The sequence below is a fragment of the Lachnobacterium bovis DSM 14045 genome (assembly GCF_900107245.1).
GTDB classification, from domain to species: domain Bacteria; phylum Bacillota; class Clostridia; order Lachnospirales; family Lachnospiraceae; genus Roseburia; species Roseburia bovis.
Window position 1 is genome coordinate 61,173 of the sequence record NZ_FNPG01000012.1, and the last position, 16,585, is coordinate 77,757.

The following is a 16,585-nucleotide window of genomic DNA, read 5'->3' on the forward strand; positions in this document are numbered from 1 at the left end:
AACTTAGTTTTCCTTCTGATATAACTTAACCTTCTGTATTACATTCTTAGTTGCATCATCTATAGTAACTTTACCCTTATTTAATTGATTAACTTGCTCATAAACAATATATTTGATTGAAGAATCAACTATTACAGGATTTTTTAAATTTTTAAATGTTTCAATCCACTGAACTTGCTGTTCGGATGTAATTGGTTGAAGTTGTTGATTTTTACCAATAAAAACTGATGTCTCGTACGACAAATACTTATTTAATGCTTCAACATTAACAGGAAAACCATCCAACATATCAGTAGCCTGGTTTTCTTTGCTTACAGCTTCTTCGATAAAATCCTTAGCTTCATCTACACATTTACACTTCTTACATATTGCCATTCGTTCTATTGGTTCGTAATAATTGTTATTAATTATCATACTCTCTATACCAGATTTTTCTTTTATTAATTGTAGCTGTGAAATACCTCCACTAGTTATTTCTTCTTCAATAGTAGCTTGCACATCTCCTGAATAAATTTTAGATACACTCTCACCTTGATAATGAACATCCTTAGTTCCATGCATATCAAATGTTAATTCATTATCTTCTGAACCAGTTTTCTTTTTTATATTCATTAACTTGTTAGCAAGTTTAAAATAATAATTAACATCGCTTTCTTTCAAATTATTTTTTTCTATTCCTGATGCAATATAATTTTTATAAATACAATCTAAAATATCGCAATAGTTTTCTGTATAAAAAGCTGGTTTTGATTTTTTACCCATTTCAGAAAACTTATCATAATACTCTTTCACTGAATCTGCTTTACAAAATTCTTTAGTTCCAACCTTCGTTGAAATGCTAAAATGTGTTGGGATTTCATAAGCTTTATTTGTGTTCTCATCAACAATGTTATTTAATAAATTGTTTTGTGATTTAATTTTACTTCTTAGAGTTGTTAAATCTACTAACATTTTTTGTTTAATCAATTTATCAACTGATAACCCATCAAGCATAATAATATCAGGTCCATCGCCTGCCAACATTTCAGTATTAAGTTTTTTTATAGCATCCGATGGTGTTTTATTGTCATCCTCATCATCAATTCCTATTTCCATTTCAATACTTGTATCTGGATTCTTTGAAGCATATTCTGATACAATAGTATTTAAGTACTCATTCTGATACAATGAATAAACTCTTAAATTATTTTTTTTCTTCATTTTTTTATCCGATACGTATACTAGTTTATCATTTATTTGATTAGATGTTTGCACTAGTAATCCATTCTCAAATGATTTACTGTCCTTTATAATAGTTGCTCTAGAATTAATTGTTGCATTAACAAGTTTCTTTTTGCTTTCAAGTTTTCCATTTGTAAATGTATAAACATTATTCTGTGTTAACATTTTTATTCTATCTTTATCATCAGAAGACATTGTTACATTCATGGTTCCATCTTCTGATACTTTATTTAATTTCTTTATTAATCTATCATTTTTCACTTCTTTATAAGTTTTCTGTTCAAAAGCTTTGACACTTCCTTCTTGTTCAAGATAATACAGGCCGTTTGCCTTAGTTAATGAATCAATTCTTCCTGAAAACTGACCATGTGTACTAAACATTTTTTCACCGTTTTCAGAATAAACAGTTCCTTTTTTCACAAAAAAGACATCATCTCCTACTATTTTTAATTGATCTATGCCTTCGTTATTAACTGATTGCTCTTTTCCATCCACAATTTTATTTAAAGCATAATTATCTGGCTCTTTAGAATTTTCTTCTGTGTTGTTTTGTGACACATTATCTGTCAAAATATAACTATCACCATTTGTTTTTAATACCGCTTGATCAATTCTAGAATTCACTTCTGGACTATTCTTATCAAGTTTTTCCCATTTCTTTCCAAAATCAGATGTTTTATATATTCCAACATATTTTTTATCTGTATCTGTTCCAAAAATATAAATACTATTTTTATCTGTTGTAAATGCGGCTACACTTGAAACTTCATTTGGAAGCGCAACTTGATTTTCATATATTTTAGCTATATCATCTTCTTTTTTTGATTTTCCACATCCAGTAATTCCGGTAGTACATAGCATCATAATCAAACTAAGACCGATACATATTTTTCTGTTTCTTTTTAACATTTTATCTCCTTATACTCAAAACAACCGAGGTACTTAGTTCCCCCGGTTTTGATTATTTATATTATCATTAGTAGTTTTCACACCAAATAACTCTAGTTCTATGTGAACCGCCGTATCTTCCTGTATGTCTACCTGCTGCCCTTAAGCATGAATTGTAATTGCTTCCATAATTGTATCCTAAATATCTGGTTTTTTCACAAATCCAATGATATCCTCCACCAACTATATTCTTTGTGTTTTTTTCTGATATTTTCTTCATATTCAAGCCTCCTTTCTTTGTCTTTTAGTATTATATCACCTTTTTTTTTAATTTCAAGCCATTTTTGTCATTATAGTTAAATTTTATGCGGGATTTTAGTTTTCCTTCTGATATAACTTAACCTTCTGTATTACATTCTTAGTTGCATCATCTATAGTTACTTTGCCCTTATTTAATAAGTTTACCTGTTCGTATACAATATCTTCGCATGAAGAATCAACAATTATCGGTTTTCTTAAACCCTTCATAAATTCAGTATACTTCATTTGTTGTTCAGCATTTAAACATGGTAACTGGTCAGTTCCTTCGAAGATATCTGTAGATGATGAATAAAAACTATCTAAAGCATCTAAATTTACTGGAATGCCTTCCAATTTGTCGCTTTCTTGATTTGATTTATTAATGGACTCTATTATAAAATCTTCTGCAACTTTCTTATTTTTACTTTTTTTATTAATTGCCATTCGATACAATGGCGTATACTTATTCTCTTTAATCACCTTATAAGTTAGATTTGAGTTTTGATCTAATTTTGCTAATTCTACAAGTCCACCATTTGCAACTATCGCTTCAATGCTTGCCTGTGCTTTTCCTTTATTTACACTATGACAGCCCGATTCTTGATAAATCATACCCTTCATAGAAAGCATATCAAAAGACAACTCTTCATCTTCAGCACCTGTTTTCTTTTTTATATTTATAAGTTTATTTGCCAATTTGAAATAATCACGTATTTCGCTTTCATTTAACTTCCCGTTTTCTATATTAGTTGAAAGATAATTTTTATATATCTGCTTCATTATTTCACAATATGTCTCTGTAATATATGCTGGTTTTGATTTCTTACCCATTTCATCAAAATCGTTATATATTTTTCTTATAGAATCTGCATTTGTGAATTTCTTAGTTCCAGCTTGAACTGAAAAACTAAAATGAGTCGGAATTTCATATGCTGTCTTTGAATCCTCTTCCAATATATTATTAAAAACATTATACTTAGATTCAATCTGATTTCTTAATTCAGTTACATCTTCTAATACTCCACTTTTTTTCATTTTTTTAGTTGATAATCCATCCATTATAATAATATCTGGTCCATTACCAGATAAGAGCTCTGTATTTACTTTTTTTATAGCATCTGATGATGTTGTATTTTCATCATTTTCAGGAATCCCCACTTCTAATTCCACATTTGTTTCTGGATGTTTAGATGCATATTCCCTTACAATATTGTTTATATAAATATTCTGATATAACGAATATATTTTTATATTATTTTTTCTCTTTATTTTTTTATCAGAAATATACACAAGCTTATTTGTTATATCATTCGATGTTTGAACTAATATCCCATTTTCAAAATATTGACTATCCATTAAAATTGTTGTTCTAGAATTAATTGTTGCATTAACAAGTTTCTTTTTGCTTTCAAGTTTTCCATTTGTAAATGTATAAACATTATTCTGTGTTAACATTTTTATTCTATCTTTATCATCAGAAGACATTGTTACATTCATGGTTCCATCTTCTGATACTTTATTTAATTTCTTTATTAATTTATCATTTTTCACTTCTTTATAAGTTTTCTGTTCAAAAGCTTTGACGATTCCTTCTTGTTCAAGATAATACAGGCCGTTTGCCTTAGTTAATGAATCAATTTTTCCTGAAAACAGACCATGTGTACTAAACATTTTTTCACCGTTTTCAGAATAAACAGTTCCTTTTTTCACAAAAAAGACTTCATCTCCAACTATTTCTAATTGATCTATACCTTCGTTATTAACTGACTGCTCTTTTCCATCCACAATTTTATTTAAAACATAATTATCTGGCTCTTTAGAATTTTCTTCTGTGTTGTTTTGTGACTCATTATCTGTCAAAATATAACTATCACCATTTGTTTTTAATACCGCTTGATCAATTCTAGAATTCACTTCTGGACTATTCTTATCAAGTTTTTCCCATTTCTTTCCAAAATCAGATGTTTTATATGTTCCAACATATTTTTTATCTGTATCTGTTCCCAAAATATAAATACTATTTTTATCTGTTGTAAATGCGGCTACACTCGAAACTTCATTTGGAAGCGCAACTTGATTTTCATATACTTTAGCTATATCATCTTCTTTTTTTGATTTTCCACATCCAGTAATTCCGGTAGTACATAGCATCATAATCAAACTAAGACCGATACATATTTTTCTGTTTCTTTTTAACATTTTATCTCCTTATACGCAAAACAACCGTGGAAATTCCACGGCTGTCTTTAGTTACTATTATCTATTTTTTATAAATATTTTTTTAATTCGTCAACTTTATCTGTTGCTTCCCATGGTAAATCTAAATCAGTTCTACCAAAATGTCCATATGCTGCAGTACCCTTATAAATTGGTCTACGTAAATCTAACATTTTGATAATTCCAGCTGGACGTAAATCAAAAAGTTCTCTTACAATTTCAACTAATTTTTCACTTGATAATTTACCTGTTCCAAATGTATCGATATTTATAGATGTTGGTTCTGCAACACCAATAGCATATGATAATTGAATTTCACATTTATCTGCAAGACCTGCTGCTACAATATTCTTAGCAACATAACGTGCTGCATAAGCAGCTGATCTATCTACTTTAGTACAATCTTTTCCTGAAAAAGCTCCGCCACCATGACGTGCCATTCCGCCGTATGTATCAACGATTATCTTACGTCCAGTAAGACCTGCATCTCCATGTGGTCCACCAATTACGAAACGTCCTGTTGGATTAATATAGAATTTTGTTTTATCATCAATTAATTCTTTTGGTAGAACTTCATCAAATACATATTTCTTAATATCTGCATGGATCTGTTCTTGTGTAACTTCCTCGTCATGCTGTGTAGATAATACAACTGTTTCAAGTCTCTTTGGCTTACCGTCTTCATCATATTCTACTGAGACTTGAGTTTTACCATCTGGTCTTAAGTATTTTAATGTACCATTCTTTCTAACTTCTGTAAGTCTACGTGATAATTTATGTGCTAATGAAATTGGATAAGGCATTAACTCTGGTGTTTCATTTGTAGCATATCCAAACATCATACCTTGATCTCCCGCACCTGTGTCAAGATCATCTTTATGTGTTCCTTCTCTTGCTTCTAATGATTTATCAACACCCATTGCAATATCTGGAGACTGTTGATCTAATGCAACCATTACTGCACATGTATTTCCATCAAATCCTGTCTTAGCATCATTATATCCGATTTCATTAACAGTTTCTCTAACTATTGCAGGTACGTCTAAGTGTGCTTTTGTAGAAATTTCTCCTGTAACTAAAACAAATCCTGTACAACTTGTTGCCTCACAAGCAACACGACTCATAGGATCTTGTCTCATGCATTCATCTAAAATTGCATCTGAAATTGCATCACAAACTTTATCTGGATGACCTTCTGTAACTGATTCTGATGTAAATAATAATTTTTCCATCTTTTGTCCTTTCTTAATAAAAAATAATACATATATTTAATAAATCTCTATACTTCCTTAGCTAAAATGCACATAAAAAAAACCACTTGCACAACAAGTGGACTAATTACCCTAATAACCAATCCTCTTATTGTTCGAATTATTCGCTCAGGTTGGCACCTTCCTGTAGATATTGCTATCATAACGGGGTTGCCGTGACTTCACAGATCCTTTGTATCTCCATCACTCTGAATAAGAGAAGTATAATATTTTTTTACTGTGTGATTATATCACTTTATCTTTATCCTGTCAATAATATAATCGACATTCAGTACTTCTATCTTTAGATGATATATCGAAAAAAGGCACAATCATTAATTGCACCTTTTTTATAAATCTTATATCATGTATTCAATTATAAAAAATCTTCAATATATTATCATAAATGTACTTTATTACAATTATGAAACTTTCAAAATAAATTTCTGTAAGTCTTTTTCTGAAGAAACCTTATCAACAACTGCTCCTAAGCCACGAAGTTTTTCTTCTAAAGCTTCATATCCACGTTCTACAAAATGAATATCATCAACAACTGTGATTCCTTCGCCTGCTAAACCTGCAATAACAAGTGCTGCACCGGCTCTTAAATCTGGAGCATTAACTCTTGCTCCTGTATATCTATCAATACCATTAATGATTGCGACATTACCTTCAACCTTAATATCTGCACCCATTCTTGTAAGTTCATCAACATATTTGAAACGATTTTCAAAAATGCTCTCTGTAACTGTACTAATTCCTGATGCCATACCAAGTACTACAGCCATCTGTGGTTGCATATCTGTTGGAAAACCTGGATAAGGTAATGTTGTAACTTGAGTATGTTTTAATTTCTCTGGAGCGATAACTCTTACTGCTTCATCAAATTCTTCAATAATACATCCTGCTTCAATTAACTTAGCGCTTGTAGCTTCTAAATGTTTAGGAATAACATTCTTTACAACAATATCTCCACCTGTTGCTGCTGCTGCACACATAAATGTACCTGCTTCAATCTGATCAGGAATCACAGCATATTCAGTTGCATGTAACTTAGGTACACCAACTATACGAATAACATCTGTACCAGCACCACGAATATTAGCACCCATGCTATTTAAGAAGTTAGCAACATCTACAACATGTGGCTCTTTAGCTGCATTTTCAATAACTGTCTTACCTTCAGCCATTGAAGCTGCCATCATAATGTTGATAGTTGCACCAACTGAAACCTTATCTAAATAAATATGTGTACCGTTTAACTTCTCAGTCTGTGCTATAACAAGTCCATGTGCAATCTCAACACCAACTCCCATTGCTTTGAAGCCTTTAATATGTAAATCAATTGGACGACTTCCAATATCACAGCCTCCTGGAAGTGCAACTTCTGCATGTTTATACTTACCAAGTAATGCTCCAATTAAGTAATATGATGCTCTAATTTTTCTAATAAATTCATTATCAACACAATAGCTTCTAATTGAAGAGCTATTAATTGATACTTTATGTGGACCTTTTCTTTCCACTTTGGCACCTAATTCTTCAATCGCCTGTAATAATACATTAATATCTCTAACATTAGGTAAATTTTCAATTACTACTGTTTCATCTGTCATTGTGGCTGCTGCTAAAATAGCAAGTGCAGCATTCTTCGCCCCACCTATTTCTACTTCGCCATGTAAAGTATGGCCGCCCTTTATCACGTATTGTTCCATCTCACACCTCAGTATTTAATACTCATCAGCTTGAGTTTATATTCTATTTCCTAACAACTTATTATAGTTTGTAAACTCATTTTTTGTCAACTTGAAAAATTGCTAATATTTATAATTTTTTTATAATTTTTTTAGCAATTATTTATTTTTATTTTAAAATTTCAAGTAGACTTTTAACTGTCTGTTCAACACATTGTCCTTCTTCATCAATTGTGACATCAGCATATTTCTCATACAATGGCACTCTTTCATTATATAAATCTGTTAATGTCTGACCTTCTTTTAAAACTACACCTCTTACTTCTAAGTCACCAAGTCTGTTTTTTAAAACATCAAGGGATAATTTAAGATATACAACTGTTCCAATTTCTCTTAAATGTTCCATCGCTTTTTCACCATATACAACACTACCTCCTGTAGCAATTACTGTCTTTTGGCAATCAATCGATGCGTTAACTTCCTCTTCTATCTTAATGAAACCATCTATACCTTCTGATGCAATTATTTCTTGCAAAAGTCTTCCTTCTTTTTCCTGAATTAACAAATCCGGATCAACGAAATTATATCCCTTTACTTTAGCTAATATAACACCTATAGTACTTTTTCCGACACCAGGCATTCCTATTAAAACTATATTATTTCCTTTTTTCATAATATCTCCTAAAAAAGCATCTAGACCATAGCCTAGATGCTTAAAATTTATAATATCTTAATTATTTTACAACTTATTAATTTACAATGCAACAAAAATTTATTCTTTTTTTGTTTATTTTTCTTTCTGCTTCTTAGAAAGATCATTTTTATATGATACTTTCTTTACAACTGATTTTTTAACTTTCCAACCATCCTTCTTTTGCCATGCTTTTAAGACTTTTTCATATTCGTCTTGCTTTCTTTTCTCTACAATCTGTTTTTTGTTATCAGCTGTAGCTTTTTCATCTGTTTTTTTGTCTAATCTTACGATATATGATGCGTCTTGTGTCGAAATAAGTTTAGATATTTCGCCTTCTTTCATTGTATTTAATTGTTTTTTTACAGCATCATCTAGATTTTTGTCATCTTTTGAATATGTTCCGTCTGAAACTGTATAACCATATTTTTCTGCTGTAGCTTTCATATCTGCGCCTTTTGAAATCTCATCTGACATCTGTTGAGCTGTAGCAATTATTTTATTTCTCTCATCTTCTGTATAAACAGATTGTTGCCCTGTTTGCTGATCATATTTTCTGAGCGTATCAACTCTGATAAGTGAGAATGCGCTCATATTAGCTTCTTCATCAGATACTCGTGTATCTACATCTTTTACAATCTCTTTATACATTTTTTGTTTTATCGTACAAAGACTTAAATAGTCGTTTACAATACTTTCAGATGCTGTCATTTCATCTAGGACCTCTTGCTTGTTATCCTTTACGAACTTTTTAGAAGATTCAGCAATTTTAGACTTTTCATCCTTTGTAAGTTCAACACCTTTTTCTCTTTGATGATTTTTTAAAGTAATCATTTCATGGTATTCATCTAAGGTTTGTTCAATCTCTCGATCTGCCAATGTTGTGCCGTTTCCTGATATATCCATATTCCAAACGTCGCCTGATGATTGTTGTTTATAAAGACTTCCTTTTGTTAATTGATTATATCTTGCCGCAAAATTAAAATCTCCTAATTTAACTTCTCCATCTTTATATGTAGCAACAACCTCATCTTTATTTAACCCGCATCCAGTTAATGCTGCTAATCCAATAACCCCTGCCATTAAAAGTGAATATACTTTTTTTGTTTTCATTTTTCCTCCTAGTCAACTTATCCTATTTAGGATTTTTATGTCATACATGTATTAATTATAGTGCTTTTCTATGAATCAAGCAATATTTTTACCATATCGTTTAGTAATTTTTCTAATACTTCTATAGTACTTTGAGTTGATTTTTTCTCAATATTTTTTGAAACATTTCTAGGCACACCCCTTGATAAGGCATTAGGTCTTCTTCTTAATGGAGTACTATTTTTTTCTTTTGGTGTAATATACTCAAAATAAACGCATTTAGGTTCTGAAATGAAGCGCATTTTATTTTTATATAATTCAATAATTCGAGGTATGTTTGCCGGATTTATTTTTGCCTTTTCATACATCTTTAGCTTTATTTCATTATTTCGTTGAATAATTTCTACTATATAAAGCTTATGTGCTAGGATTTTTAATCTAGCTATTTTCAATAAGTTCTGTACAACAACTGGTGGTTCACCAAATCTATCAATCAGCTCTTCTAATATTTCATCAGCCTCTTCTTCTGAAAGTATACTTGCAATTCGCTTATAGATTTCAAGTTTTTGAAATTCATTGACTATATATGTATCTGGAATAAAAGCATTTTCTTCGATATCAACAGATGTTTCGAAGCTTTCTTCTACTTTTTCTCCCTTCGCCTCTTTTACAGCCTCATTCAACAATTTACAATATAAATCATAACCAATTGCTTCCATGTGACCACTCTGCTGCTCACCCAAAAGATTACCAGCACCTCTTATTTCAAGATCTCTCATCGCAATTTTAAATCCGCTGCCCAAATCAGAATACTCTTTCATCGCTGCTAGCCTTTTTTCTGCAACCTCTTTAAGCATTTTATTTTTTTTGTACATTAAAAATGCATATGATGTTCTATTACTTCGACCTACTCGACCTCTAAGCTGATATAATTGAGAAAGTCCTAAGTTTTCTGCTGATTCTATAATCATTGTATTAACGTTAGCAATATCCAACCCCGTTTCTATAATAGTTGTTGAAACCAGAACGTCTATATCACCGTTTATAAAATCATACATTATATTTTCTAGTTCTGTAACTCTCATTTTTCCATGGGCAAAAGCAATATTTGCATCTGGCAAGAGTTGTTGCAATCTATCCGCAACTTCATCTATATCTTTTACCTGATTGTAAACATAGTAAACCTGTCCACCTCGTGCAAGCTCTCTATTAATAGCTTCTCTTACCATTTCTTCATCATATTCTGTAACATATGTCTGAATTGGAATTCTATCTACGGGTGGTTCCTCTAAAACACTCATATCTCGTATTCCTATCAGACTCATGTGTAGAGTTCTTGGAATTGGAGTTGCAGTCAATGTTAAAACATCAACATTTTCTTTCATCTGTTTAATTTTTTCTTTATGCGCAACTCCAAAACGTTGTTCCTCATCTATTATAAGTAATCCTAAATCTTTAAACTTCACATCTTTTGAAAGGATTCTATGTGTTCCGATTACTATATCAACTAATCCTGATTGTAATCCTTCTATCGTTTTATCTTGCTCCTTCTTTGATCTAAAACGACTTAAAGATGCAATATTTATAGGAAATTCTCTCATTCTTTGCACAAAATTGTTATAATGTTGTTGAGCTAAAATCGTAGTAGGCACAAGATATGCAACCTGTTTTCCTTCTTGCACAGCTTTAAATGCCGCTCTTATTGCTATTTCTGTTTTTCCATATCCAACATCACCGCAAATTAGCCTATCCATTATTTTGGTGCTTTCCATATCTTTCTTTGTTGCCTCAATTGCAAGCTCTTGATCGGTAGTCTCCTCATATGGAAATAATTCCTCAAATTCTTTTTGCCAAATTGTATCTTCTCCGTAGGCAAATCCAGCTTCTTTGCTTCTTTTTGCATACAATTTTACTAAATCTTCTGCTATTACTTTTACAGATTTTTTTACTCTTGATTTGGTCTTATTCCATTCCTGTCCACCTAATTTATTTAATTTAGGTTTTCTTGAATCTTTCCCTGCATATTTTTGAATCATCTCTAATTGTGTAGCTAAAATATACAAATTCCCATTTCCAGCATACTCAATTTTGATATAATCTTTTACTTTTTGATCTACCTCGATTTTTTCGATTCCACGGTAAATTCCCAATCCATGATTCTCATGTACAACATAATCTCCTATGTGCAGATCCGAAAAACTTTGTATATTTTCGCCTTCATATACGCGTTTTTTCTTTTTTCTTTTACCTTTTTTACCGAAAATATCTGTTTCCGTTATAACAACAAATTTAAAATCTGTATATTCAAAGCCATTATGAATCGAGCCATTTGTGACCATTAATTCACCATTTTTAAGTATTTTATCCTTATCTTCTGAATAGAAACAATTTATACCATTATCCTGCAAGTCATTTGCCAAACGTTTAGCTCTTGTCCTTGATGGTGACAATAAAACAATTTTATATTTTTTTTCTTTAAATTTAATTAACTCTTTCATCAACAGTTCAAAACTTTTGTTATAAGAGCTTATACTTTTGCACTTTATGTTATATTCATCTAAAAAATCAAATCCATATGTTTTATTATCTAGCATTGCAAGACTAATAAGCTTATATTTGTTTAATTTTGCATTTAATTCTTTATAACTGAACAACTCCTCGATTTGTCTTGGTAAAATATAACCTTTAGTCAATCGATTTTCCATGCTTTGACTGAATTCTTGTTCTGATTGTTTGCCTCTTTCTATGCACCTGTGAAGTTCATCAAAAATGATTACCGTATCATCTTTGTCAAAATAATCTAATAATGAAATTTTATCATTACAAAAATATGATAAATACGCTTCAATAGCATTTAAATTGATTTGATTATCCCATTCCTCGATAATTTCGTCTATATGAGATTTCAACCGAAACGCTTCTTCTGTTCTCATTTGTTTTCTAAGTTTCTCAACTTGTTTTGCAGCATCTTTTTGAATCAGTTTAATTCCATTATCTAATTCTTCTTTATCTAAAACAATCTCAGTTGCGGGAAAAATTTCTACTTTATCTAGATTCTCTATTGAGCGCTGAGATTGTAAATCAAATGAACGAATTGTGTCGATTTCATCTCCCCACATCTCAATTCTTATAGGATTCATCTCTGTCAAAGGATATATGTCAAGTATTCCACCTCTAAGTGCAAACTGCCCCCTGATTTCAACCTGATAGTTTTTTTCATATCCTAATTGAATTAATTTTTTTACAAAATCGTCTAGTAAAATTTCATCTTCTGGGCGCAAAATCATAACCGTATCAAGCATCATTTTTCTAGATGCCACAGTATTCATTAACGCATCATATGTCGTAATTAATGTGCATTTTTCACAATTACGAATTTGTTTTAATGCATTTATTCTTTCTGCTGCAAGCTGATTTCCTCTAATATCTGATTGGTAAAAGAGGACATCTTTTGCTGGATAATACACAGCATCATCATCAAAAAATTTATAGTTTTCATAAAATTCTTTTGCTTTTTGCTCTTCACTTAAAACTATTAATTTATGCCTTTTTTCTTTATCAAGCACATATGCCAAATGTGGTTTACTCGCATCTAAACATCCTGTAATCGTTATTATTCCAGATTTGTTTTTATAAATATCTGAAATTTCTTTATTTGCGTCAAATTGTTTTATTCCTTCTATAAATGTTTTCACGTTTTACCTCTGTTTTTTTTGATTAAAATCGTTCATCGCTTTATCAATCTCATCCATCACAATTAAACTTGTAGCTTCACACACATCTTCTAATGCTTCCTCGACTAATTTCCTATCAGCATTATTAAAGTGTCCTAATACATGATCTGCCAAATCCCATCCTGCAGGTTTCTCACCAACTCCGATTTTTACACGTTTAAAAGCACTTGTACCAGTTTGTGCAATAATATCTTTTATACCGTTATGTCCGCCAGCACTTCCCTTTTTTCTAATTCTAATATTTCCTGGTGCTAAACTTATATCATCAAATAATACAACCATTTCATCTTCTGGATCTATTTTGTAAAAATTAATAATTTCTCTAACACTTTCTCCACTCAAATTCATAAATGTCTGTGGTTTTGCCAAAATAACTTTTTGTCCATTTATAACACCTTTTCCACAAATTGCTTTATGTTTATTATCAGTAACACTAATATGATATTTTTCTGCTATATAATCTATAGCATCAAAACCAATATTATGTCTTGTTTTTTCATATTTTTTTCCTGGATTTCCTAAACCTACTATTAAAAACATATTTATTTCCTCATTTTCTTAATCAAAATATTCAACTCATTTGTTTTTAGAATAGCAAAATACTATTTATTTGTCAAAATGTGTTTGTTTTTTATATGCAAAAAGGATGCCATACCACTGTATGACACCCTCTAGCCTATTACTTAATACTATTCGTTTGCTTCAATTAACTCTTGATATTTTGTAAGTATCATATTCTGTAATCCTTCTCTTGTGCGAGAATTGATTGGATGTGCAATATCTCTGTATTCACCATCCGCAGCTTTGCGACTAGGCATAGCTATAAATAACCCTTTCTCTCCTTCGATTACTTTAATGTCATGAACTACAAACTCATCTTCGATTGTTATTGATACAACCGCTTTCATTTTTCCTTCTTTTTCGACCTTACGGATACGAATATCTGTAATTTCCATGGCTTTTGCCTCCTCGTCATTTGTCCATTATTATGGATCTATTGTCATTGTTAATCAGAGCATATAACGCTCATTTTGTTCAGAAACAATTTTGATTTCATTTTCCCCACAATAGTATGTATTGGCCTTAAGCGTTCCTCTGCTTTCAACAATACAATTCTCTACGTGAGTATTGTCTCCAATATATGCATCGTTTAAAATGATAGAATTCTTTATAACACAATTCTTTCCGATGAAAACTTTTTTAAATAAAATTGAATTTTCAACTTTACTGTTAACGATACAACCACTAGCAATAAGGCTGTTACTAACCTCTGAACCTGTATTATACTTAGCTGGAGGTAAATCGTCAACCTTTGAATAAATTTTAGGCTCATCTCTAAAGAAATACTGACGTACATCTCTCTTTAAAAAGTCCATATTTGTTCTATAGTAATCATCTACCGATGCAATATTACTCCAGTAATCCGTAAACTTATAACCATAAATCTTTTTCACATTTTTGTAACGGATTAAAATATCGGTTACAAAATCATATCGATTCTCTTCTTGAGCTCTTTCAAGCATCTCGATTAACTGTCTTCTTCTTACTACGTAAATTCCAGTAGATACTGTATTTGACTGCGCTACAAGTGGTTTTTCTTCGAAATCAACAATTCTTGATTCCTCATTCATTTTAACAACGCCAAATCTTCTGACATCATAATCACTTGGCATATCCTTACAAACAACTGTAATATCTGCCTTTTTTTCAATATGATAGTCTAACAATTTATTGTAGTCCATCTTATAAACACAATCTCCATTAGCTATTATAACATAAGGTTCGTGTCTTTTCTTCAAAAAATCGATATTTTGATACATTGCATCTGCTGTTCCTCTGTACCAATCACTATTTTCTGTTGTGATAGTAGGTGTGAACAAGTACATTCCGCCTTGTTTTCTACCGAAATCCCACCATTTTGATGAGCTTAAGTGTTCATTTAATGAACGTGCATTATACTGAGTTAGAACTGCAACTGTTTGTATGTGAGAATTGCTCATATTACTTAATACGAAATCAATACTTCTATAGTTGCCGCCTACAGGCATCGCAGAAGTTGCTCTGTTTACTGTAAGCTCTCTCATTCTTTTATTATTACCACCTGCCAAAATAATACCTATTGTCTTCATTTACTGTCACCTGCCTTAATAATTGCTTCTCCGCCTGCTAAAACTCCATCTTGGTAATCATCCATTGTAGTTTTACCTACAATTGCAGTATTCTTTCCAATTCTTACTCCCTCTGGAACTACTGATGATTCACCTATTGTTACCAATCCAAATGCGTAAATTTTCGCATTGTATTTACTTGGTACTTCATCTCCAAATCCTAGCACGGAATTACTTCCTATGTCACAGGCTTCAGCTATAATAGATTTCTCTACAGTGACATTATCGCCTATTTTGGTATCTTTCATGATAATAGAATCTCTAACTACAGTTCCCTTTCCAATGTATACCCCGGCACCTATAACTGAGTTCACCACTTCACCATAAATTTCTGACCCCTCGCCGATAATACTTCTTTCGACATGTGCTTCAGGTGAAATATACTGTGGCTCAATATTATCACTATTTGTATAGATTTTCCAGTACTCCTCGTATAAATTAAACTCTGGAATTAAATCTATAAGTTCCATATTAGCTTCCCAATATGAACCTAGAGTTCCAACGTCTTTCCAATATCCGTTGTACTCATATGCAAACAAATTCTTTCCATGTTCAAAACAATATGGAATAATATGTTTACCAAAATCACAATTGCTTTGATCTTTCATTGTATATAAAGCATCTCTTAAAACTGGCCATGAGAAAATGTAAATACCCATTGACGCCAAGTTACTTCTTGGATGTTCTGGTTTTTCTTCGAATTCTTTAATCTTCTTGTTTTCATCTGCGATTACGATTCCGAATCTGCTTGCCTCCTCAATTGGAACTGGCATTGTGGCTATTGTCACATCTGCATTGTTTTCCTTATGGAAATCAAGCATAACCTCATAATCCATCTTATAAATATGATCGCCTGACAAAATCAAAACATAATCTGGATTATAACTTTCCATATACTTCATATTCTGAAAAATTGCATTTGCTGTACCTGAATACCACTCGCTGTTATCGCTTCTTTCATATGGTGGTAAGACGCTTACCCCTCCGTTGTTGCGATCCAAATCCCATGGAATACCAATTCCAATATGGGAATTTAATCTTAGTGGTTGGTACTGTGTTAAAACACCTACTGTATCAATCCCCGAATTAATACAGTTACTCAATGGAAAATCGATTATACGATATTTTCCTCCAAATGCCACCGCTGGTTTAGCGACATCTGCTGTAAGTACTCCTAGTCTGCTTCCCTGTCCCCCAGCTAGAAGCATTGCTATCATTTCCTTCTTAATCACGTCTTTCACTCCTCGTCTGTCAGTACTACTGCTATATTTATTACTCTCCCAAATATTATAACATAACTTGTTTTTATAAAACAACAGTTTTCGCACTT

12 protein-coding genes and 1 riboswitch are annotated in these 16,585 nt (G+C 31.4%); all 12 genes read right to left on the bottom strand.

What is annotated here, in order from left to right; all coding sequences use genetic code 11:
• Window positions 1-3: 3 nt before the first annotated feature.
• The 12 genes from BLV79_RS05870 to BLV79_RS05925 all read right to left on the bottom strand — a co-directional run bounded on the left by BLV79_RS05870 (window position 4) and on the right by BLV79_RS05925 (window position 16,487).
• Complete coding sequence (locus BLV79_RS05870; RefSeq protein WP_074717048.1) at window positions 4-2,130, bottom strand: hypothetical protein; 2,127 nt, start codon at window positions 2,128-2,130, stop codon at window positions 4-6.
• 67 nt (window positions 2,131-2,197) lie between these two features.
• The gene (locus BLV79_RS05875) at window positions 2,198-2,389 is read right to left on the bottom strand and encodes a hypothetical protein (RefSeq protein ID WP_074717050.1); all 192 of its coding nucleotides are present in this window, start codon (window positions 2,387-2,389) and stop codon (window positions 2,198-2,200) included.
• A gap of 95 nt (window positions 2,390-2,484) precedes the next feature.
• The gene (locus BLV79_RS05880; protein WP_074717052.1) at window positions 2,485-4,608 is read right to left on the bottom strand and encodes an extracellular solute-binding protein; all 2,124 of its coding nucleotides are present in this window, start codon (window positions 4,606-4,608) and stop codon (window positions 2,485-2,487) included.
• Window positions 4,609-4,676: 68 nt separating this feature from the next.
• Entirely contained in the window at window positions 4,677-5,858 is a 1,182-nt protein-coding gene (gene metK, locus BLV79_RS05885; RefSeq protein ID WP_074717054.1) for a methionine adenosyltransferase, read from the bottom strand.
• Window positions 5,859-5,982: 124 nt separating this feature from the next.
• A riboswitch (SAM riboswitch) is annotated at window positions 5,983-6,096 on the bottom strand.
• 202 nt (window positions 6,097-6,298) lie between these two features.
• A complete protein-coding gene (locus BLV79_RS05890) occupies window positions 6,299-7,591 on the bottom strand; it encodes a UDP-N-acetylglucosamine 1-carboxyvinyltransferase (RefSeq protein ID WP_074717056.1) in 1,293 nt (430 codons plus the stop codon).
• Window positions 7,592-7,739: 148 nt separating this feature from the next.
• Entirely contained in the window at window positions 7,740-8,243 is a 504-nt protein-coding gene (locus tag BLV79_RS05895) for a shikimate kinase (RefSeq protein WP_074717058.1), read from the bottom strand.
• A gap of 114 nt (window positions 8,244-8,357) precedes the next feature.
• Complete coding sequence (locus tag BLV79_RS05900) at window positions 8,358-9,374, bottom strand: peptidylprolyl isomerase (RefSeq protein WP_074717060.1); 1,017 nt, start codon at window positions 9,372-9,374, stop codon at window positions 8,358-8,360.
• Between the two features lie 68 nt (window positions 9,375-9,442).
• Window positions 9,443-13,048 (bottom strand): transcription-repair coupling factor, encoded by a 3,606-nt coding sequence (gene mfd / locus BLV79_RS05905; protein WP_074717062.1) that lies wholly within the window; start codon window positions 13,046-13,048, stop codon window positions 9,443-9,445.
• Window positions 13,049-13,051: 3 nt separating this feature from the next.
• Window positions 13,052-13,627: an aminoacyl-tRNA hydrolase gene (pth, locus tag BLV79_RS05910; RefSeq protein ID WP_074717064.1), complete on the bottom strand. Its 576-nt coding sequence runs from the start codon at window positions 13,625-13,627 to the stop codon at window positions 13,052-13,054.
• A gap of 149 nt (window positions 13,628-13,776) precedes the next feature.
• Window positions 13,777-14,043 carry a septation regulator SpoVG gene (gene spoVG / locus BLV79_RS05915; RefSeq protein ID WP_022749476.1) on the bottom strand — a complete coding sequence of 89 codons (267 nt, stop codon included), beginning with the start codon at window positions 14,041-14,043 and terminating at the stop codon, window positions 13,777-13,779.
• Window positions 14,044-14,097: 54 nt separating this feature from the next.
• Complete coding sequence (gene glgD, locus BLV79_RS05920) at window positions 14,098-15,216, bottom strand: glucose-1-phosphate adenylyltransferase subunit GlgD (RefSeq protein ID WP_074717066.1); 1,119 nt, start codon at window positions 15,214-15,216, stop codon at window positions 14,098-14,100.
• A complete protein-coding gene (locus BLV79_RS05925) occupies window positions 15,213-16,487 on the bottom strand; it encodes a glucose-1-phosphate adenylyltransferase (protein ID WP_278320465.1) in 1,275 nt (424 codons plus the stop codon). Before BLV79_RS05925 ends, glgD begins: the two co-directional genes overlap by 4 nt.
• Window positions 16,488-16,585 lie beyond the last annotated feature (98 nt).